Origin of the sequence: Novosphingobium sp. G106 (assembly GCF_019075875.1) — a bacterium.
GTDB lineage: Bacteria > Pseudomonadota > Alphaproteobacteria > Sphingomonadales > Sphingomonadaceae > Novosphingobium.
This window is the reverse complement of sequence record NZ_JAHOOZ010000001.1, coordinates 2,586,386-2,607,917: the sequence shown is the minus strand read 5'-3', so window position 1 is coordinate 2,607,917 and position 21,532 is coordinate 2,586,386. Positions and strand designations below refer to the sequence as shown.

The following is a 21,532-nucleotide window of genomic DNA, read 5'->3' as shown; positions in this document are numbered from 1 at the left end:
GCCGCTCAATGATTGACGCCGGAAAAGCCGACATCGAAAGCCCGCTTGTCGCTCCCTGTTACCTTCGGGATGGGTTTGGACCGGGGGAGCATTTGCAGAGTTGGTGAGCGCTGGTCCGCCGCAGGAAGATACGGCCGCCGCCCGAAGCGCGCGCAGAAATCAATCAAGGTGCCACTTCTCATATCGACCTCGAGCGCGTTGAGTGCCGAACCGCTGCGGTACGATCTTATGATCTTGGCTCAGGCTTTCCGCAGTGAGGCGGCACCCTATATGGGGTGCTTGCCCCTAGTTTCGGGGCTGTGAGCCGAAGGACCAGAGTGAACAGCCTCCTTTTCGACAATTCCTACGCCAAGCTGCCCGACCGTTTCTTTGCGCGCGTCGATCCCGCCCAGCCAACTTCACCTTCGCTGATCGCGCTCAACCGTGACCTGGCCCTTCAGCTCGGGATCGATCCCGACTGGCTGCAAGACCCGGAGGGTCTCGATTTTCTTTCGGGCCGCGTGATTGCGCCCGGCTCTGAGCCCATCGCGACAGCCTACGCTGGGCACCAGTTCGGAAATTTCGTGCCGCAGCTCGGCGACGGCCGCGCCATCCTGCTCGGAGAGATGATCGACCGTGAGGGGCGTCGCAGAGACGTCCAGCTCAAGGGCGCCGGTCGAACGCCTTACTCCCGCAGGGGCGACGGAAGAGCGGCGCTGGGCTCTGTCCTGCGCGAGTACCTCGTCAGCGAAGCCATGGCGGCGCTTGGCATCCCGACCACGCGCTCGCTCGCAGCGATCGTGACCGGAGACCACGTCCAGCGCGATCGGCCGCTTCCGGGGGCCGTGTTGGTCCGCGTGGCGGCGAGCCATATCCGGGTGGGGACCTTTCAGTTCTTTGCCGCGCGCCAGGACGTCGATGCACTCCGCATACTCGCAGACCATGTGATCGAACGGCACTACCCTGGGGCGGCTCACGCGGATCGGCCCTACGCTGCGCTGCTCGCGCAGGTGGTGGAGGCCCAGGCGGATCTGATCGCCCGCTGGATGCTCGTCGGTTTCATTCACGGCGTCATGAACACCGACAATATGTCTGTCGCCGGCGAGACGATCGACTACGGTCCCTGCGCTTTCCTGGACCGGTACGATCCATCAACTGTGTTCAGCTCGATCGACCAACACGGACGCTATGCCTTCGGCAATCAGCCGCAGATCGGCCTTTGGGACCTCACGCGCTTTGCAGAAACGCTGCTGCCGCTGCTGGCCGACGATGAAAATGACGCGATCGCCATAGCGGAAGAGGAACTCGCGAAGTTCGTGCCCCGCTTTGCCAAAGCACGTGTCTCGGGACTGCTTCGCAAGCTTGGCATCGTTGAGGCTCGCGAGGACGACGCGCAGCTGGTTGAGACGGTGCTCGCCGACCTGCAGCGAAATCTCGTCGATTACACCCTGTTCTTTCGGCGGCTCTCGGGGGCTGTGGAACCAGGCGCGGGGGAAGAGCCGGTGCGCGAGCTGTTCGCGGACCCAACGGCTGCCGATGCTCTGTTCGGGACCTGGCGGGCGCGCCTTGTCCTCGAAAAGCGGAGCGCGGCCGAGATCAAGCACGACATGGATGCGGTCAATCCTGCCTACATCCCGCGCAACCACCGCATCGAGGAGGTCATCTCGGATGCAGAGAAGGGCGACTTCGCGACCTTTCAGATCCTGTGCGGCGTGCTTTCGCGGCCATTCGACGATCAACCGGAGCATGCCGCTTTTCAAGACCCGCCGCTCGAGCACGAGCGCGTGAGAGCCACATTTTGCGGAACGTGAGGGCAATCATTTGAAGATCGTGAATGGCGCCAGCCTGCAGCCGCGCTCAGGCAATGCGCCCCGTCAAATCGTCCTCTTGCTGCATGGCTTCGGCTCAAGCGGTAGCGATATGATCTCCCTGGCGCCGACCTGGCAGCAGGCGGTTCCCGACGTGCTTTTTCTCGCACCCCATGCGCCCCAGCGATGCGCTTTTGGCGCGGGGTATCAGTGGTGGGGCCTTTCCGAACTCTCGCCGCAAGCGCTCGCCCGCGGTGCGCGTGAAGCGGCTCCCGCGATCGACCGCTTCATCGACCGAAAGCTCGCGCAATATGATCTGACCGATGCAGACCTGGCCATCGTGGGTTTCAGCCAGGGAACGATGATGGCGCTCCACGTCGGCTTGCGCCGGCAGGCGCAGGTCGCCGCGGTCGTTGGCTATTCGGGCATGCTGACAGGTGCGGCGGAACTTCGAGCAGAACTGGTCTCGAAACCCCCGGTACTTCTGGTGCACGGCTCGCAGGATCCTGTGGTGCCGGTGGCCGCGTTGCACACGGCCGAGCGTGAGCTCAAGCAGCTCGGAATCGAGGTAACCACGCATGTATCTGCGAACCTTGGTCACAGCGTAGATCCCATGGGAATAAAACTGGGCTGTGACTTCGTGACCCAGGCGCTGCGCCGCTGATCCTGTTGCCGCGCCGGGCGTCTAGCGAAGCAGTTTTGTGCCGACCGAGGCGAGCTTCCCTTTGATCTTTTCGGCGAATAGGGCGGCAAGGGGCGGCAAGTCCACCAAGGCATGGATCCGCGTTTCGAAAACCTCGATCTGCGCGGCCACGCGTTGACCCATGGCTTCGATTTCGAAAAAGAGCGTATCGCCTTGCCAGCGATGAGACGTCAGCGAGCCCCCCGGTATGACCCCCGCGATCTGGCCGATGCCGTGGTCGAGCTTCGCGCGGGCCGCGTCGCGGCCCAGACTATGTGGGATATCGATGGAAATTGGATCGGGCATAATTGTCGAACGTTTCGCGGGCTCATCGGTGCCGTTTCAGGGCCGCTTGGGCCGAGCGCAAGCGTGGGCAGCAGCTTCCAACCGTCGCGTGAGAACGCGAAGCGCTTGGGCACGCTTACGCGTTCAGCATGTTTGCCACCGCGTTGAGCTGGAATAGGCGATGATGGCCCCTTGCAGCGCTCCGGACTTTTGGCGCTCAATTGCCACGTCGCGGCCCGGCGATGGGCGACCGCTGCTGGAAACCAAATCCCATGTGCCGCATTGACCGGCCATGGAAATCTTCAGCATCACGATCGACGACGGCAAGGCACCTCACAAGTATGAAATGGAGCTGCCGAGCGTTGCGGCGGCCAAAAAGGAACTGACCCGCATTTTCGGCGACATGATCAGCAATGGGACCGACGAGTTCTGGTCGGCACGGGACTGGAGGATCAGTGTGAGCAAGGCGGGCATGCCGCTTTTCGTCCTGCGCGCGTCTGCCCTGGAGCTCGGCGGGCCCGTGGCCGCTTTTCAATAGACCTGCCGCCGGGCTCGCCCGGCTAGCGGCGAGCGGTAAGAGAGCCTAGTGCAGCGTTCCTGAGTTTCCTTGTTCGAGGAAGGCGGACAGGCCTTCTTCTGCGACGACGATTTGGAAAGCCGCCATGGCTTCTATGTCGCTTGGAAATACCTCGTCCCAGACCTTGGAACTGCCGCTCTCGTTGGCGACGACCAGCACCCATTCATCCTCGTCCTCGAACCTATAAATCTGGACGTCGACGGTCACGCCCTCGAGTGTAACCCGGCGTGACAGCTGGGAAATCACGACCTTGGTCTCACCGTCCGTCAAGGCAGGTCTCCATTCGATGGGAGGCTGCATCCTCATCTCGGCGGAAAGGGACAGCGTTCCAGCTGCGCGGCCATCGAAGCGCGGAGAATTGGTCCACATATTTTCACCTGCGAGGGATTGTTTCACTGGGGTTCGCGACGCGTCCGACCGGTTGGGGCGTTCCTATGATCGTCTCATGCAGCGCACATCCGTGCGCAAGGCGTTCGCCGATGGGGGGGCCTGATACGGATCGAAATTTGACCGATACGGTAGACCCAGCCCGCGAGTTCCCGGTCTGCTAGATGCCCTGCATAAGAGGCTTTACGGGCGTCCGATTGCTGGCATTATCGAGGTGCCTGTTTTCCTCTTGGCCTCGCTTGATTGATGGGTCGCGAATGGCTCGAGAACTCAGGCAGGTGTAAACGGCCCGCGTTGCAGAGTCGGGCCGGGGAGGGGAGCCTGCGCAATGTTCATTCGCACCGCACGTTTGTTCCTGAGACCTTGCTGGCCTGAAGATCGGCAGGAAATGCTGACCCTCATCAACGAGGCTCCGCTTGCAGCCAATGCGAGCGGTCTGCCTTGGCCGCTGACGGCAGAAGATGCCCAGCGCTTCATCGAAAGGCCGAGCGACAAGCGCCTCCCGCACTTCTTCATCACCTTGCCGAAGATAAACGGCGGAGAGCTCATCGGCGGGATCGGCCTCGGCCGCGATGGCGACGAAATCGGGCTGGGGTACTGGATCATCAAGGCGCACCACGGCCATGGGTACGCGAGCGAAGCAATAAGCGCCGTGCTGAGCATGGCCCGCACTCTGGGCCACCAGCGCGTAATTGCCAGCCATATTCCCGGCGACAAGTCCTCGGCTCATGTCCTGGAGAAAGTAGGATTTTCGCCGACGAGCGAGGTCAGATCTCGTCTTGCCACGGCTAGTTCGGGGAAACGTGCGTCGCAGACCTTCACATTCGATCTCACTGCGTCGATCGATCTTGGGGACAACGGCCGTGCGGAGTCGCGATGGACAAATCCGTAACGCGCCGCGGACGCTTGCGTCGATCGGAATCTCTAACATCGCGAGCCAACCAGGCTCCGACGCGCAAGGTCATGCCGCCGCTCGATGCAGGATACGAGATGGCAGCAACTCGCGGGCCAAAGCGATTGCGATGGCATGCGTTCGGTTTCGCGCCCGAAGCTTCATACGAACGGCATCGATGTGGCATTCGACGGTGCGCGGCGTGATCCCCAGAATCCGCGCGGTCTCTTTGGCCGACCACCCATCTGCGATCGCTTCAAGAATCTGAAGCTCCCGGTCGGTTAATCGCGATCCGAAATCTGTTGCTCTCACGCTGCGTTTTCCCTGACTTGATACTGCCCGGTGCCGATGCATGACGGTCGACCATGCCATTGGCACAGACCGGGATGCATCGGCAGACCGCCTCGCTGAGGGATAGCGCCTGCGGTCGAAGCCCTAACGGCAAATGATCTCCTGAGTTCCCGCTATCCGGTCGGTGAGGAATGAAGCGTGGGCGGAGCGGATATTCCCCGTCAGGACGCAAGAAATCGATTGCGGCTATGATAGTCCGCCGCCCCGCAGTTACGTGCGTGGGGCGGCGTGACGACGATCCCGCAATGGTTAGTTTACGGATATCGCGTGCGCCAATCGACTGGGTAAGGCGCCGGCCATGCCGGCGGCGCGACCCAGGTCGTACCGCGCGGCGCGAACGAGGCTTCGATCGTGCCGAGGCGCTTGTTCGCATCCTGAACGGCGGCATCCCGGCAAGATGGCGCGAGGGAGTCTCCAGCAGAGTTCTCGCCGAGCTTGTCGCAGAGGAACCGCGCGGTGAGCTTCAACCGATGCTGCATCTCGTCGCGGCCGGCCTTGGTGCTGAGATCGAGATCTGCATAGCTGACTGACTGGGAAAGAGTGCGGATACTGTCGCTCACCCTTCCATAATTGCCCGTGACCACGATTTCTTCAGGCGCGGCCTGAGCAGAAGCGATTGCGGGAAAGGCGACGCCCGAAACTGCGAGCGCGATGCCTGCCAATAACATCCTCTTCGTCATTTTGACCTCTAGGGTTGCCCCCGGCGATAGGGACAACGGACTTCACGGTCGTTGGTTTCCATTGGATTGTACGACTGGTTCCCAAGGTTCGGGGATGCCGTTGCCATGCGACCACGACTTTGCGGCCATTGACCAGTGAATTTACACAGTTCAAGCGTTTGCGGGTCGCACCATTGCGCCGATCTTACCTTCGGAGGACGGCTCGCCGCGCGAATAAGTGCCGACGAGCAAGCCAGCGGCGAGCACACGGCCTTTGATGGCGCGTGCAAACTCAGAGCGGCCGGGATTGCTGAGGACGTCGACCCGTTCCGACAGCGCGAAGAGTTGGAAAACGTAGTCATGGGCACCGTGCCCCGGTGGCGGGTCAGGCGGAAGCCAGCCTTCGAACATGAAGCTGTTGCGTCCCACGTTGCTGCCGTCGGCACGCGCCTCGCCCTCGGGACCATCGGCGACAATCGCGCCCTCGGCAAGCCCTGTGCTGTCCACCGGCAGGTTCCAGACCAAGGCGTGGACCAGCGGGCTCGGCAGCGGCGCGTCAGCATCTTCGACCAGGAGCGCAAGAGCCGCCGTGCCTTCAGGCGCGCCGTGCCAGACAAGAGGGGGCGACAAGCCTTCGCCGTCGGCCGTGAAGCGCACGGGAAGGCGTGCACCGCTCGCGAAGGCCGGGCTCGACAGCTCAAGGGTAAGCTCCCCCGGAGCAATGTTTTCCTCAACAATGGTGAGTTTGGCATGGCCGGCCCGTACCGACTTCAGTAGCGAGCCTAGCCAGCGGGGCAGATGTTCGAGCATACCGGTTTTCCTCCGACGATATAGGCACAAGTCGCGAAAGCTGGCTTGGCTCCCGGACGGTCGTCCTGGTGAACCGCATCGATCCCGTTCACCTATTACGGGAGCTCTTCTACCCTGTTACACCGTTACTAAGATGCCATTGGATAGCTCGGTCACTGGCTGAATTGACTTGCTCGCGCGCTGTGAGGGTCATTCCGCTGACAGCTTTCTGGCGACCGCCGACTAGGTCCTACTGATTCGAGGAAGATGAGCCGCTAGGTGCCAATATCGGCGCGACCACCACCGTTCCTACGCCATCTATCTTGTCGATGCCGATCTGCTGAGCCGCTGTTGGCGTCAAGTCGATTACCCGGTCCTTGGCAACCTACGAGATTGAAGCAGTGTCCGGCAATCGTTTCGTCAAAAAACGACCGTTGAAGAGCGCGCGCGCTTCACTTGTCTGTTAGCGCTGCCTCTTAGAAAGACTGGGCGGCATTGCCGCCCAGTCCTCTCCAGCTCGCTGCAGGCTGAGGGAGAGATCCCGCAGCGCGGCGACTCCTCGCCGCGCTCAGACTATGCGCCTTCAAGCACTTGGCACCAAACCGATTTTATGTGCCAGTTCGACCCATACTTAAGGGCGAGTGAGCGACAAGCTCTCCGACAAAACCCGCCTAGATTGCCGCCTGTGACTGGCATTCGACGATAGTCTCGCAAGATCCGCAGTCGCTGCCGTCAAATTTCAAATGGTGTTTTGTCGATCTCCGTACCTAGATTGTTGGATCTGTCGGGCCCGCGGGAGAGATCATGGAAATACACTACGAAAGCCTGCTCTCGGTGTCCGATCGAATTCGCCGCGGTGAAGTGAGTTCGGCAGCGGTCACAGCGGAGCTGCTGAGCCGCATCGATGGCTATGACCCCATCTTGCACAGCACGCTGATGGTCCTCGCGGACGAAGCGATGGAGCAGGCCAGACAGGCCGATGCTGAGATCGCCGGTGGTCACTGGCGCGGGGCACTGCACGGCATTCCGATTGGCATCAAGGACCTGCTCTGGACCAAGGGCCTGCCAACGACGGGCGGGATGGAATTGCTGCGCGATTTCCGACCCGAAGAAGATGCCACGGTCGTTGCACGGCTAAAGCACGCGGGCGCGGTGATCATCGCCAAGCTTCACATGACCGAAGGCGCCACGTTCAATCATCACCCTGTTTTCGCGCGGCCGGTGAACCCCTGGAGCGCCGAGCACTGGACCGGCGTATCGTCTAGCGGTTCGGGCGTGGCGGTGGCGGCGGGATTCTGCTTCGGCGCGATCGGCTCCGACACGGGCGGCTCGATCCGCATGCCCTCCGCAGCCAACAATCTCACAGGCATCAAGCCGACCTGGGGCAGGGTCAGCCGGCACGGGCTGATCCACATTGCCGAAAGTCTCGATCACTTGGGTCCGATGGCACGGTCGGCAGCGGATGCCGCGGCAATACTGCAGGCGATTGCAGGCTGGGATCCCAAGGACACGACTACACTTCGCGAGCCCGTGCCCGACTATCTGGCGCAGATGGATGGCGGTGTGAATGGTCTGACACTGGGTATCGATTGGAATTTCGCCGCCCGCGGAATGGCGCCCGAGATTGTCGCCTCGCTGGAGCATGCCCGCACCACGCTCGAACGGTGGGGCATGAAGGTACGTGAAGTGACGTTCCCGTGGAACGACGATGAGATGGCGGATAGTCGGACACTATTCGGCGCGGAGCTGGCCCTGGCCCACGAGGCGTATTTTCCGGCGCAAGCTGACCGCTACGGTGCGTGGCTGCGTGGCACACTGGAGGCGGTGGCGCAGGTTCGTGGTGTAGATGTGGCGCGCGGTCATATGCTGCGCGAGCGTTATCGCGGTAGGCTGCGCGCACTATTCGGCGAGCTCGATGTGCTGTTGATCCCCGGCCTCGGCAAGCCGCTGCCGACATGGGAAGCCATGGAGCCGATGGCACAGGGCAGGGCGCCCATGGACATGGACCTCATGCGCTTCACGACGCCGTTCAACCTATCCGGCTCGCCGACGATCAGCCTTCCGGCGGGTTTCGGTCCGTCCGGCCTGCCACTCGGCATACAACTCGCTGGTCCCTGGCTTGCCGAGGCAACCCTCATACGCGCCGGAGTGGCATTCCAGGAGGCGACCGAGTTTCACTTGCGCCACCCGCTTCTCAATGCAGCGTAAATTTTGCCGAGCCGTATTGTTGTGGGCAAAGATGACATCCGCTGACAAGCTGCCCAAACTATCGAAGCCCGTACGACCTGCAGTTGGATTGGCGCCAGCGTCGATATTCGTCGGCTGAAGCTACTGCTCCTGGATCATGACGATGATCGCTTTACCGTCGGGGTCTGTCCATTCTTGGACGTGAACGCGCCGGCCTGGGTTCTGGGTGAGCGCCTCGGCGGCAGCTTCGTCCCGTTCTTGTAAGCTCAATCGCCTGCGCTGGTTCATGTTTTCTCCTGTGAAGACGGGCATACACGCTTCGACGCTACGCGATAGTGTCGCTGACAGCTGTCGAGCTATCGCTCGTTTGTACCAGGTTGTTCTGGCCTGAGGTCGGTTGTAGCAAACCACGCTTCCGAGCGTGTTGCCACACACCTGCAGAGCGCCCGAGCTCCATCCACGCGAACGATGCGCGCCAACCGATTGTGTTCGATGATCCGGACGGTCTGACCCGTGATGAAAGTCATTAGCTCACCTATGCCGCACAACTGATAACGCCGACACGAATTGAGAGGATCCCGGTCGCGGAGAAAATCGCCGAAGAGGGGCCAAGTTCAGGATGTTCCTCCCGCTTGGAACTGCCAACGGTGCTGGACGATGGCGAACCAAGAAAACCCCCGCCGTAGCGGGGGTAAGGTCAAGGCATGTCGAAAGTGATGCCGGCTTCAGGGCGCCAGCTCTGAAATGACGCCGCCAGCGCTGAAAATCCTCATCTGTGCAGATATTCAACCGAGCGCCATGGTCGCGGGCGGCGACCTCCAGCGTTAATCGCCGACGTAGTCGCCGTCCCAGGACTCGGATCGGATCCTCGAAACCATCCATCCAATCATGACGCAAGCGCGCCAGGGTGAGTTACCGGGAATGGTATAGCGATTATCACATTCCGCCGCTCCTTCGCGCTACGTAGCGCCTGGCATTGAAAATCAAGCACTGGGAACGCTTCTAACACTATGCCGTTCTAAGAACGAACAGAGAACTTGAAAGGAAAGCGCAGTGACCGATCAACTGCACAACCCGAAACTGGACGAGCACCCCGGCTCCAATACCGAGAAAGACCCGGACGAGTGGGTGTCCGGTGACGATCCCATCACCGGTGCGCAGGCGTCTTACCTCACCACGCTGTGTGAGGAAGCAGAGGTCGAGCCGCCTTCCAGTGCCATCAGCAAGGCGGAAGCGTCGAAGATGATTGACGAGCTTAAGGCGAAGCTCGGGCGCTGACGCTCACGCGGGATCTGGTCAAAGGCCGCCTTGTCCGCAAGGTACGGGCCGCCTTCAAAAACTCTAGAGACTCAGCGAGGGAGGAACACACCATGCTTCGCAGAACCAACAACGGGACGCCAGGCAAGCTCAAGAGATTTGCCCGGCAGCGCGGCCTGTCTCTCGATCAGCTCAATGCGCTCGCGGGAATTCTCGGTTGGGATCCGCCCGCGCTCGACGCCGCGATCGCACGGTTGCGGGGTCATCCCGCGAACGCGAACGACGATATTCTGGGTACTCGATCAACTTAGCCTGCGGGGCGGCGAATTCTCTCGCATTGCGACCGCGTGATAATTGCGGAGAATTCAGGCCAAGCGATCACTGTGTGACGGCGCGCTGCAAGTTCTCGACTTGTGGATAAACTTGTGCATTACTCTGAGGATGACCGAACGTGAGGCACGCGCCAAGCGGCTTGATGAGATGGCTGCAGAGGCAACTGGTCTTGAGAGAGGGCAGAGGCTGGCGGCTGAGGCAGATCGCCTCCGCGCGGTCGATAATGCCGGTTGGCGCTGTCGTTCTCTGAAGCATCCGCTGCTCAGGAATTGAATTTGCCTTCTGTTAGGGGCTTCTGGCAGCTGCCGCCGACGTAGCGGTCCTTCTGCGGTCCAAATTGGATCCCTGACAGCTGCCGATCGTTCATGGGCCTGTACCGGCTCTCCGTTTGGAACGGAGAGCCGGCGATCGTTCAGATGTCCGTTCTCTCGGACAAGGTCAGTGCGTCGTCGATATCCACTCCAAGATATCTAACCGTGTTTTCGATATTGGTGTGGCCGAGTAGTATTTGCACGGCTCGCAGATTTCCGGTCGCTTTGTAGATCAGGGAAGCTTTCGTTCGGCGCAGCGAGTGCGTGCCGTACTCGTAGCGATCCAAGCCAACCGTCGAAACCCACTCATCTACGAACCGGGCATATTGCCTTGTGCTCAGATGACCCAGGTAATCCACACGGCTAGGGAATAGTAAGGCAAAGATGGTGCCGCGACGCCGAGCGAGCCATGCGGTAAGGCTCTTCCGAGCTTCCGTCATGATTTCGAACTGCACAGGTCTGCCAGTCTTTTGCTGGATGATGGTCGAGCGCGTTCGAATGCTTCCGCCACTCACAACATCGCCGATCTTGATTTTGACCAAGTCGCAGCCACGAAGTTTGCTGTCGATCGCCAAATCAAACAGGGCCCGGTCGCGAAGCCGACGATGTTCGTCGAGATAGAACCGGATTGCCCAGATATCTCTAGGTTTCAGTGGGCGCTTGGGCCCAAGATTCTTTCCAGCATTCCAAGGACGCCGATCGTGCACGGCGGGGTCAAGGTCTGAATGTCCCATGGCATATCTCCGATGGCCGGAATGGCCGATCACAGAATGCTGCAATCGATTTCGAGTAGGGCATCATTCGCCTGTCGGACCCGCCGCCGAGATGCCGCCGTTCGAGGGTGATTTTGCAATCCTTGAAACCAAACGGAAATTTATCCCCACTGTGCGAGATTAAAGTCATCGAAGTGCCGGCGTTAATGGCACCCAGAAGTTTGCTAGATGGCGGACCGAGATAATCTAGACGACCCCTCGTCATCAAAATGACGAGAGGTCGTCTACGCGGCTGCTGCTTCAGCCGAGCGCGACTTGGTTGCCATATAGCAGAAGCAGGCTACCATCGGTGTCCGCCGCGAGATGGAAGAGGCTGGCGTCGTAACTGCCGGAAAAGACCAAGTCGGCTGTTTGGGTTCCATTGCTGATATGCAGCTCGCCACCGGTACCCTCTGCATTGGAAAGATAGGTGACCGAGCTTCCCTCATTGAAATCAAGATTAAGGAAGTCGATCTCGTCGTTATGGTCGAAGCCTGTGATCGAACCGGTTATGTGTCCCGCGTCGCCGAAACCGAGCAAAACCTCGGCATCGGCGGCGAGCGTGATGGCGTTGGTAACGGTACCCGTAATGTTTGCTACTGCATGGCCGTCGAGCGATAGCGTGCCGTGTCCAGTCAACGATCCGGTCAGTGCCAAACTGCTGTTGTCGATGGCGATAACGCCGCTGTTCTCGACACTGCTGCCTATGGCGAGTCCGCCCGCACCGATAGCACTCAAGGTGCCGGAGTTGACGATCGTATGAGCACCGGTGTCGATGACCAGCGCATGCGATCCATCGGCGACGATCGCACCCGCATTGCTGAGGGTGAGGACACCGATCTCGCCCGCGCCGGAGATTGTATTGTCGACGTTGTTCAGGGTCACGCTGTCGAGTGTCCCGGCAATGACGTTCCCAGAATGGTCGGAAAGCGTGACGTGGCCACCGCCCAGCAGCGTAATGCCGTGCTGGATCAGCTCGAGCCGAGCTCCTGCGCCGCTGGATTGGAGGGCGATTGTCCCGCTGTTCTCGATCAACCCACTCAGAGGTAGGCTTGCTCCGTCGCCGATAGCGATCGTACCTGCGTTGGTGACTGCCGGCAGTTCATTGAAGATGAAGTTCTCCGCACCGAGTGCGGCCGCATCGACACCCTCAAATACAATGCGTTGACCATTACCGAGCTCGAGCACGGCATTCCCGGCACTGTCATTGGCGAGGTGGACCGCAACGTCAGCGAAGCTGGCGAATCCCGCGAAGGCGACGAGATCGATCCTGTCTTGGGCGGCATCGAACGTGAAGAGCCTATCGGTTCCGATTGGCTGTGCGATAACGAACAGGTCTGCTCCGACAGAGCCGGTCAGATTGTCGTCTCCGGACAGCGCGAAGATCGGGTTCCCTGGGGCATAGGCCTCGACATTGTCCGCCACAAAGGCTGTTTGAAGGACTCCCTGAGCGTCGGTCCAGGTCATAGTGACCTCCAGCAGTTCGGCGCCTGCGAATGTTGCTGGCGTAGTGACTGTCACCGCGGACGGATCCGTGGTGACGATCGTCCAGGTGCTGTCGGCGTTGTGTATGCCGCCGTTCAGTATCCAATCCGCCGCAAGATTGGCGATCGTTATCGTGACGGACTGGCCAGTATGTTCGTCGATCTGAAGCCCGAGGTTGATTGGTGAGCCAGCGATGCCAGCCGGAGCAATGGCGAAGGAATTTGAGGACACTGTTCCGCTCTTGGTGGCGGTGTTTCCTGCGGCATCAACGATTGTCGCGATAAAGGTCTGACCATTGTTGACAATGTTGCCGACCGTAAGGGAGTATACTCCTCCGCTTAAGGAAGCGGATCCCAGAGATGTGCCGGTGGTTTGATTGAAAATATTAACGGAACTGATGCCAACATTATCAGAGCCAGTCACCCTGAAGGTGAAGTTGTTGCCAGACTTCGTCATAACAAATGCGAATTGGTTGCCTGCGGCCCCGCTGGAACTGAGATTGTCGAGAAATTGCGGCGCGGAATTATCAAGAGTGTAACTATGCCCCGTGCCTGCGATGGTATTGTTGGCGGCATCGATCGTGCGCACCGACAATGTACCCGTTCCTGGTGACAACGTGACGCCACTGGCTGACCAGCTTACCCCATTTGCTACCGCATCGATCCACGTGGTGCCATTGGCGCTTACCTGGATTTTCTCGCCCGTTTGAAGAGCTCCTGTGTAATTCCCACTGACCGTCTGCGAGGTCGAGGTCGTTACAAAATCGCTCGCGGAAGCCCCGGTATCGGAGCTAAGCGACGTGACCGTCGCAACAGCGTCGATCGTTCCCAAGATATTCACGGTTAGGACCTTCGTCGTGCCGTCTGCGGTCGCGACCGTTATAGAGTCTGTGTAGGTGGTGCCGCCCGCGAACTCGTCATGGGCTGTATTCATCGTATAAGTCCAAGCGCCGGCAGAGTTGATGCTGAACTTGCCGTAACCGTTGTTGCCTGTCGCGTTTGTTTGAGGCACGAAGGTAGCCGAACTGTCTACATCGGTAACGTTAAGTGTGCCGCTGGTGGACTGGATCGCGTTGCTCTCCGTGAGATTAGCTGTAGCGGCACCCGATATGACGGCTGCATCATTTGCGCCGTTGATAATGACGCTAACCGTTTTGTTGGTGCCGTCGATGGTCGTGACCGCGAAGGTGTCGGTCAGCGTCTGCCCTGAGTTGAGCGCCTGGACCGTGCCATTGTTGTTGTTGAGCGTGTAGGTCCAGGTCCCTCCGGCGTTCATCTGGTAGGTGCCGTATCCACCTAGCGTTGCAGCTCCAGCTGCGACAGCAGTGAAGGTATTGGGCGTGTTGTCGACGTCGGTGTCTGTCAGCGTACCGGTGGCCGTCGGTGTGCCGGGTGAGGCGTTCCCGATGCCGCCCGCTTCGATCACCGAGCCTGCGGAACTACCTGATATGACGGCAGCATCATTTGCGCCGTTAATAATGACGCTAACCGTTTTGTTGGTGCCGTCGATGGTCGTGACCGCGAAGGTGTCGGTCAGCGTCTGCCCTGAGTTGAGCGCCTGGACCGTGCCATTGTTGTTGTTGAGCGTGTAGGTCCAGGTCCCTCCGGCGTTCATCTGGTAGGTGCCGTATCCACCTAGCGTTGCAGCTCCAGCTGCGACAGCAGTGAAGGTATTGGGCGTGTTGTCGACGTCGGTGTCTGTCAGCGTACCGGTGGCCGTCGGCGTGCCGGGTGAGGCGTTCCCGATGCCGCCCGCTTCGATCACCGAGCCTGCGGAACTACCTGATATGACGGCAGCATCATTTGCGCCGTTAATAATGACGCTAACCGTTTTGCTGGTGCCGTCGATGGTCGTGACCGCGAAGGTGTCGGTCAGCGTCTGCCCTGAGTTGAGCGCCTGGACCGCGGCGTTGGCGTTGTCGACCGCATAGGTCCAGTGGCCGGTGGCGTCGATGGTGTAGGAGCCATAGCCGTTGGTGCCGGCGGTGGCGGTCGAAACCACCGTCCAGGCATCGGCGGGGTTGTCGACGTCGGTCGAGTTGAGATCGCCGGTGGCGTTGCTGCCCGCGGTGCCGTTGGCGACCCCGCCGGCCTCGACGGCCGTGCCGCTGGTATCGCCGGTGATCACCGCCGCGTCGTTGGTGCCATCGATGGTCACGGTGACGAGCTGCGCGGTCCCGTCGACGGTGGTGACCGAGAAGGTATCGGTCAGCGTGTCGCCGGCGTTGAGCGCCTGCACCGCGGCGTTGGCGTTGTCGACCGCATAGGTCCAGTGGCCGGTGGCGTCGATGGTGTAGGAGCCATAGCCGTTGGTGCCGGCGGTGGCGGTCGAAACCACCGTCCAGGCATCGGCGGGGTTGTCGACGTCGGTCGAGTTGAGATCGCCGGTGGCGTTGCTGCCCGCGGTGCCGTTGGCGACCCCGCCGGCCTCGACGGCCGTGCCGCTGGTATCGCCGGTGATCACCGCCGCGTCGTTGGTGCCATCGATGGTCACGGTGACGAGCTGCGCGGTCCCGTCGACGGTGGTGACCGAGAAGGTATCGGTCAGCGTGTCGCCGGCGTTGAGCGCCTGCACCGCGGCGTTGGCGTTGTCGACCGCATAGGTCCAGTGGCCGGTGGCGTCGATGGTGTAGGAGCCATAGCCGTTGGTGCCGGCGGTGGCGGTCGAAACCACCGTCCAGGCATCGGCGGGGTTGTCGACGTCGGTCGAGTTGAGATCGCCGGTGGCGTTGCTGCCCGCGGTGCCGTTGGCGACCCCGCCGGCCTCGACGGCCGTGCCGCTGGTATCGCCGGTGATCACCGCCGCGTCGTTGGTGCCATCGATGGTCACGGTGACGAGCTGCGCGGTCCCGTCGACGGTGGTGACCGAGAAGGTATCGGTCAGCGTGTCGCCGGCGTTGAGCGCCTGCACCGCGGCGTTGGCGTTGTCGACCGCATAGGTCCAGTGGCCGGTGGCGTCGATGGTGTAGGAGCCATAGCCGTTGGTGCCGGCGGTGGCGGTCGAAACCACCGTCCAGGCATCGGCGGGGTTGTCGACGTCGGTCGAGTTGAGATCGCCGGTGGCGTTGCTGCCCGCGGTGCCGTTGGCGACCCCGCCGGCCTCGACGGCCGTGCCGCTGGTATCGCCGGTGATCACCGCCGCGTCGTTGGTGCCATCGATGGTCACGGTGACGAGCTGCGCGGTCCCGTCGACGGTGGTGACCGAGAAGGTATCGGTCAGCGTGTCGCCGGCGTTGAGCGCCTGCACCGCGGCGTTGGCGTTGTCGACCGCATAGGTCCAGTGGCCGGTGGCGTCGATGGTGTAGGAGCCATAGCCGTTGGTGCCGGCGGTGGCGGTCGAAACCACCGTCCAGGCATCGGCGGGGTTGTCGACGTCGGTCGAGTTGAGATCGCCGGTGGCGTTGCTGCCCGCGGTGCCGTTGGCGACCCCGCCGGCCTCGACGGCCGTGCCGCTGGTATCGCCGGTGATCACCGCCGCGTCGTTGGTGCCATCGATGGTCACGGTGACGAGCTGCGCGGTCCCGTCGACGGTGGTGACCGAGAAGGTATCGGTCAGCGTGTCGCCGGCGTTGAGCGCCTGCACCGCGGCGTTGGCGTTGTCGACCGCATAGGTCCAGTGGCCGGTGGCGTCGATGGTGTAGGAGCCATAGCCGTTGGTGCCGGCGGTGGCGGTCGAAACCACCGTCCAGGCATCGGCGGGGTTGTCGACGTCGGTCGAGTTGAGATCGCCGGTGGCGTTGCTGCCCGCGGTGCCGTTGGCGACCCCGCCGGCCTCGACGGCCGTGCCGCTGGTATCGCCGGTGATCACCGCCGCGTCGTTGGTGCCATCGATGGTCACGGTGACGAGCTGCGCGGTCCCGTCGACGGTGGTGACCGAGAAGGTATCGGTCAGCGTGTCGCCGGCGTTGAGCGCCTGCACCGCGGCGTTGGCGTTGTCGACCGCATAGGTCCAGTGGCCGGTGGCGTCGATGGTGTAGGAGCCATAGCCGTTGGTGCCGGCGGTGGCGGTCGAAACCACCGTCCAGGCATCGGCGGGGTTGTCGACGTCGGTCGAGTTGAGATCGCCGGTGGCGTTGCTGCCCGCGGTGCCGTTGGCGACCCCGCCGGCCTCGACGGCCGTGCCGCTGGTATCGCCGGTGATCACCGCCGCGTCGTTGGTGCCATCGATGGTCACGGTGACGAGCTGCGCGGTCCCGTCGACGGTGGTGACCGAGAAGGTATCGGTCAGCGTGTCGCCGGCGTTGAGCGCCTGCACCGCGGCGTTGGCGTTGTCGACCGCATAGGTCCAGTGGCCGGTGGCGTCGATGGTGTAGGAGCCATAGCCGTTGGTGCCGGCGGTGGCGGTCGAAACCACCGTCCAGGCATCGGCGGGGTTGTCGACGTCGGTCGAGTTGAGATCGCCGGTGGCGTTGCTGCCCGCGGTGCCGTTGGCGACCCCGCCGGCCTCGACGGCCGTGCCGCTGGTATCGCCGGTGATCACCGCCGCGTCGTTGGTGCCATCGATGGTCACGGTGACGAGCTGCGCGGTCCCGTCGACGGTGGTGACCGAGAAGGTATCGGTCAGCGTGTCGCCGGCGTTGAGCGCCTGGACCGCGGCGTTGGCGTTGTCGACCGCATAGGTCCAGTGGCCGGTGGCGTCGATGGTGTAGGAGCCATAGCCGTTGGTGCCGGCGGTGGCGGTCGAAACCACCGTCCAGGCATCGGCGGGGTTGTCGACGTCGGTCGAGTTGAGATCGCCGGTGGCGTTGCTGCCCGCGGTGCCGTTGGCGACCCCGCCGGCCTCGACGGCCGTGCCGCTGGTATCGCCGGTGATCACCGCCGCGTCGTTGGTGCCATCGATGGTCACGGTGACGAGCTGCGCGGTCCCGTCGACGGTGGTGACCGAGAAGGTATCGGTCAGCGTGTCGCCGGCGTTGAGCGCCTGCACCGCGGCGTTGGCGTTGTCGACCGCATAGGTCCAGTGGCCGGTGGCGTCGATGGTGTAGGAGCCATAGCCGTTGGTGCCGGCGGTGGCGGTCGAAACCACCGTCCAGGCATCGGCGGGGTTGTCGACGTCGGTCGAGTTGAGATCGCCGGTGGCGTTGCTGCCCGCGGTGCCGTTGGCGACCCCGCCGGCCTCGACGGCCGTGCCGCTGGTATCGCCGGTGATCACCGCCGCGTCGTTGGTGCCATCGATGGTCACGGTGACGAGCTGCGCGGTCCCGTCGACGGTGGTGACCGAGAAGGTATCGGTCAGCGTGTCGCCGGCGTTGAGCGCCTGCACCGCGGCGTTGGCGTTGTCGACCGCATAGGTCCAGTGGCCGGTGGCGTCGATGGTGTAGGAGCCATAGCCGTTGGTGCCGGCGGTGGCGGTCGAAACCACCGTCCAGGCATCGGCGGGGTTGTCGACGTCGGTCGAGTTGAGATCGCCGGTGGCGTTGCTGCCCGCGGTGCCGTTGGCGACCCCGCCGGCCTCGACGGCCGTGCCGCTGGTATCGCCGGTGATCACCGCCGCGTCGTTGGTGCCATCGATGGTCACGGTGACGAGCTGCGCGGTCCCGTCGACGGTGGTGACCGAGAAGGTATCGGTCAGCGTGTCGCCGGCGTTGAGCGCCTGCACCGCGGCGTTGGCGTTGTCGACCGCATAGGTCCAGTGGCCGGTGGCGTCGATGGTGTAGGAGCCATAGCCGTTGGTGCCGGCGGTGGCGGTCGAAACCACCGTCCAGGCATCGGCGGGGTTGTCGACGTCGGTCGAGTTGAGATCGCCGGTGGCGTTGCTGCCCGCGGTGCCGTTGGCGACCCCGCCGGCCTCGACGGCCGTGCCGCTGGTATCGCCGGTGATCACCGCCGCGTCGTTGGTGCCATCGATGGTCACGGTGACGAGCTGCGCGGTCCCGTCGACGGTGGTGACCGAGAAGGTATCGGTCAGCGTGTCGCCGGCGTTGAGCGCCTGCACCGCGGCGTTGGCGTTGTCGACCGCATAGGTCCAGTGGCCGGTGGCGTCGATGGTGTAGGAGCCATAGCCGTTGGTGCCGGCGGTGGCGGTCGAAACCACCGTCCAGGCATCGGCGGGGTTGTCGACGTCGGTCGAGTTGAGATCGCCGGTGGCGTTGCTGCCCGCGGTGCCGTTGGCGACCCCGCCGGCCTCGACGGCCGTGCCGCTGGTATCGCCGGTGATCACCGCCGCGTCGTTGGTGCCATCGATGGTCACGGTGACGAGCTGCGCGGTCCCGTCGACGGTGGTGACCGAGAAGGTATCGGTCAGCGTGTCGCCGGCGTTGAGCGCCTGCACCGCGGCGTTGGCGTTGTCGACCGCATAGGTCCAGTGGCCGGTGGCGTCGATGGTGTAGGAGCCATAGCCGTTGGTGCCGGCGGTGGCGGTCGAAACCACCGTCCAGGCATCGGCGGGGTTGTCGACGTCGGTCGAGTTGAGATCGCCGGTGGCGTTGCTGCCCGCGGTGCCGTTGGCGACCCCGCCGGCCTCGACGGCCGTGCCGCTGGTATCGCCGGTGATCACCGCCGCGTCGTTGGTGCCATCGATGGTCACGGTGACGAGCTGCGCGGTCCCGTCGACGGTGGTGACCGAGAAGGTATCGGTCAGCGTGTCGCCGGCGTTGAGCGCCTGCACCGCGGCGTTGGCGTTGTCGACCGCATAGGTCCAGTGGCCGGTGGCGTCGATGGTGTAGGAGCCATAGCCGTTGGTGCCGGCGGTGGCGGTCGAAACCACCGTCCAGGCATCGGCGGGGTTGTCGACGTCGGTCGAGTTGAGATCGCCGGTGGCGTTGCTGCCCGCGGTGCCGTTGGCGACCCCGCCGGCCTCGACGGCCGTGCCGCTGGTATCGCCGGTGATCACCGCCGCGTCGTTGGTGCCGTGAATGACGATAGTGATGGTCTGGTTGGCGGTGCCATCGCTGGAAAAAGCCGTGAAACTGTCGGTAATCGACTGGGCCGCCCCAAGCCGCTGTATCGCAGTTTGGCTATTGTTGGCGACATAGGTCCAAGCGCCATTAGATGCCAAAGTGAAGTGACCATAAACGCCGCCCGCGTTGGTCTGCGGGACGAAAGAGGATTGGCCTTGGTCGACATCACTGATGGTAAGCATGCCGCCGGTCGTGAGGTTGCCGCTTGAGACCGCGACATCCTCTTGGACCGAGCCGGTCGAAACCCCGCCGATCACCGGCACATCGTTGGTGCCGTTGATTTCGATAACGAAATTCTTGGTGTTCGTTCCACCATCATGATCGTCTACAGTGACGGTGTAGACCAGCGTGAGCTTCTGACCTGCAGCCAAGTAATCGAAAGCGCTCGATCCTGCTGAAAACGCAGCATTCACTGACCCAGTCGTGGATCCTGCATTCTTGGTAACCGTTCCCAAGGTTATCAACGACTGCAACTGAGCGTCGTTCAAGGCGAGACCTGTCGTCACGCCGCTCTTCGAGAAACCGGTGATGCTGGCAGTGTGTCCGACATCATTCACGTCGACGTCTGAGAACGTAACACCGATATTCGCCGTCAAGGGCAGGGTATTGGTCGGTTCGTTGAGGTTTGTTTGGGCAATCGAATTAAGAATCGGCGCGTCGTTCGTGCCCGTGATTTCGACTACAAATGACTTGGAGCCGATACCACCGTCATGATCATCGATCGCCACGTTGTAGGTCAGGGTGAGCTTTTCGCCGGTCGCGAGATAGTCGAAGGCATTTGACGGGGCCGAGACCGCAAGGTTCACGGACCCGGCGGACGAACCGGCCGCCTTGGTGACGATCCCGGGCGTAATGAGGGCTTGCAGCTGAGCGTCGGACAGCAACAAACCTCCGGTGATGCCACTCCTGGTGACCCCCGTTATGCTTGCTGTGTGACCAACATCCGCGAGGTCCACGTCGGTGAAGGTCACGCCGATATTCGCGGTTAGGGCAGTGCTATCAGTTTGCTCGATAAAGTTGGTCTGCGCGATGGCATTCACAGTCGCCGCGTCGTTGGTGCCCGTGATCTCAATTGCGAATGTCTTACTGCCGACACCGCCATCGTGATCGTCTATCGTCACGGTGTAATTCAGCGTCAGCTTTTGTCCGGCAGCCAAATAATCGAACGCACTAGAACCTGCTGAAAAGGCGGCGTTGAGTGAGCCCGTCGAGGAACCGGAGGCCTTCGTGACCGAGCTGAGCGTGATAAGCGCCTGAAGTTGAGCATCGGTGAGGCCGAGCCCCGCTGTTACGCCGCTTTTGGAGAATGATGTTATGCTTGCTGTGTGACCAACATCATTGAGATCAGCGTCGGTAAAGGAGATCGCGATGTTGGATGTCAGCGGCGCGTTATTGGTCTGCTCGCTCAAATTGGTTTGTGCGATCGCCTTCACCACTGGTGCGTCGTTCGTGCCGGTGAGCGTGATCATCACCTTCGATTGGCTGATATTTCCGTTCGATTGTCTGATTGCGTAAACGAACTGGTCAGTCAAAACTTCGCCGGCGCTGAGCGAGTTGATGTCACGCCCTCCGGAGAGTTTGAACTGAACCTTGTTATCAACGATTTGGATCGAATTCCCAGATGCGGTCGCCTCCCACGTCCCGCCCACATCGCTTACCGCAAGATCTTGATCTGCCTTGGTCAGGTTTCCGTTACCATCGTCTACCGAGTAGACGATGGTGCTGCTGTTGCCCCCGTCGTTAGCAATCACGTCGAGCGTGAGAACATATGTCTGCGTGTTATAATAGCTGAGAAACAGCGAGCTATCTTCGAGAAAGGTATAGGTGTCGTCCTTGGCCGGTCCGCCCGTTGAAACTGTAGCCATCTGCCATTTCCCTTTCGCTCGCCAAGTGCCTTGGC

The 21,532-nt window shown here is 61.9% G+C and carries 15 protein-coding genes; 7 read left to right on the top strand and 8 right to left on the bottom strand.

Features of this window, described 5'->3' with window-relative positions; all coding sequences use genetic code 11:
- The first annotated feature begins 317 nt into the window (after positions 1-317).
- Both KRR38_RS12485 and KRR38_RS12480 read left to right on the top strand, forming a co-directional pair.
- Entirely contained in the window at positions 318-1,790 is a 1,473-nt protein-coding gene (locus tag KRR38_RS12485; protein WP_217401920.1) for a YdiU family protein, read from the top strand.
- 19 nt (positions 1,791-1,809) lie between these two features.
- Positions 1,810-2,451, top strand: a complete 642-nt coding sequence (locus tag KRR38_RS12480; RefSeq protein ID WP_309141186.1) for a dienelactone hydrolase family protein — start codon at positions 1,810-1,812, stop codon at positions 2,449-2,451.
- 21 nt (positions 2,452-2,472) lie between these two features.
- On the opposite strand, the gene KRR38_RS12475 is transcribed toward KRR38_RS12480, so the two are convergent.
- On the bottom strand, positions 2,473-2,775 hold the full coding sequence (locus tag KRR38_RS12475; RefSeq protein ID WP_217401916.1) for a polyhydroxyalkanoic acid system family protein: 303 nt from the start codon (positions 2,773-2,775) through the stop codon (positions 2,473-2,475).
- A 271-nt stretch (positions 2,776-3,046) separates the two neighbouring features.
- Here KRR38_RS12475 and KRR38_RS12470 point away from each other — a divergent pair, with 271 nt between their 5' ends.
- The gene (locus tag KRR38_RS12470; RefSeq protein WP_217401914.1) at positions 3,047-3,292 is read left to right on the top strand and encodes a DUF6894 family protein; all 246 of its coding nucleotides are present in this window, start codon (positions 3,047-3,049) and stop codon (positions 3,290-3,292) included.
- Between the two features lie 45 nt (positions 3,293-3,337).
- On the opposite strand, the gene KRR38_RS12465 is transcribed toward KRR38_RS12470, so the two are convergent.
- On the bottom strand, positions 3,338-3,601 hold the full coding sequence (locus KRR38_RS12465) for a hypothetical protein (protein WP_254514773.1): 264 nt from the start codon (positions 3,599-3,601) through the stop codon (positions 3,338-3,340).
- Between the two features lie 445 nt (positions 3,602-4,046).
- On the opposite strand from KRR38_RS12465, the gene KRR38_RS12460 reads away from it, so the two are divergent.
- A complete protein-coding gene (locus KRR38_RS12460; protein WP_217401910.1) occupies positions 4,047-4,610 on the top strand; it encodes a GNAT family N-acetyltransferase in 564 nt (187 codons plus the stop codon).
- A gap of 69 nt (positions 4,611-4,679) precedes the next feature.
- Here KRR38_RS12460 and KRR38_RS12455 read toward each other — a convergent pair whose 3' ends face one another.
- From KRR38_RS12455 to KRR38_RS12445, 3 genes are all read right to left on the bottom strand, one after another.
- A complete protein-coding gene (locus tag KRR38_RS12455) occupies positions 4,680-4,922 on the bottom strand; it encodes a helix-turn-helix domain-containing protein (RefSeq protein WP_309141037.1) in 243 nt (80 codons plus the stop codon).
- A 293-nt stretch (positions 4,923-5,215) separates the two neighbouring features.
- A complete protein-coding gene (locus KRR38_RS12450; protein ID WP_217401908.1) occupies positions 5,216-5,641 on the bottom strand; it encodes a UrcA family protein in 426 nt (141 codons plus the stop codon).
- A 150-nt stretch (positions 5,642-5,791) separates the two neighbouring features.
- Positions 5,792-6,430 carry a YbhB/YbcL family Raf kinase inhibitor-like protein gene (locus tag KRR38_RS12445; RefSeq protein ID WP_217401906.1) on the bottom strand — a complete coding sequence of 213 codons (639 nt, stop codon included), beginning with the start codon at positions 6,428-6,430 and terminating at the stop codon, positions 5,792-5,794.
- 783 nt (positions 6,431-7,213) lie between these two features.
- On the opposite strand from KRR38_RS12445, the gene KRR38_RS12440 reads away from it, so the two are divergent.
- Positions 7,214-8,617, top strand: coding sequence for an amidase (locus KRR38_RS12440; RefSeq protein ID WP_217401904.1), 1,404 nt, complete (start codon positions 7,214-7,216; stop codon positions 8,615-8,617).
- A 120-nt stretch (positions 8,618-8,737) separates the two neighbouring features.
- Here KRR38_RS12440 and KRR38_RS12435 read toward each other — a convergent pair whose 3' ends face one another.
- A complete protein-coding gene (locus KRR38_RS12435) occupies positions 8,738-8,884 on the bottom strand; it encodes a hypothetical protein (RefSeq protein ID WP_217401902.1) in 147 nt (48 codons plus the stop codon).
- A gap of 765 nt (positions 8,885-9,649) precedes the next feature.
- Here KRR38_RS12435 and KRR38_RS12430 point away from each other — a divergent pair.
- Together KRR38_RS12430 and KRR38_RS12425 are read left to right on the top strand one after the other, a co-directional pair.
- On the top strand, positions 9,650-9,874 hold the full coding sequence (locus KRR38_RS12430) for a DUF3072 domain-containing protein (protein WP_217401900.1): 225 nt from the start codon (positions 9,650-9,652) through the stop codon (positions 9,872-9,874).
- A 92-nt stretch (positions 9,875-9,966) separates the two neighbouring features.
- A complete protein-coding gene (locus KRR38_RS12425) occupies positions 9,967-10,164 on the top strand; it encodes a hypothetical protein (RefSeq protein WP_217401898.1) in 198 nt (65 codons plus the stop codon).
- Between the two features lie 434 nt (positions 10,165-10,598).
- Here KRR38_RS12425 and KRR38_RS12420 read toward each other — a convergent pair whose 3' ends face one another.
- Both KRR38_RS12420 and KRR38_RS12415 read right to left on the bottom strand, forming a co-directional pair.
- On the bottom strand, positions 10,599-11,231 hold the full coding sequence (locus KRR38_RS12420; protein ID WP_217401896.1) for a tyrosine-type recombinase/integrase: 633 nt from the start codon (positions 11,229-11,231) through the stop codon (positions 10,599-10,601).
- Between the two features lie 279 nt (positions 11,232-11,510).
- The gene (locus KRR38_RS12415; protein ID WP_217401894.1) at positions 11,511-21,497 is read right to left on the bottom strand and encodes a VCBS domain-containing protein; all 9,987 of its coding nucleotides are present in this window, start codon (positions 21,495-21,497) and stop codon (positions 11,511-11,513) included.
- Positions 21,498-21,532 lie beyond the last annotated feature (35 nt).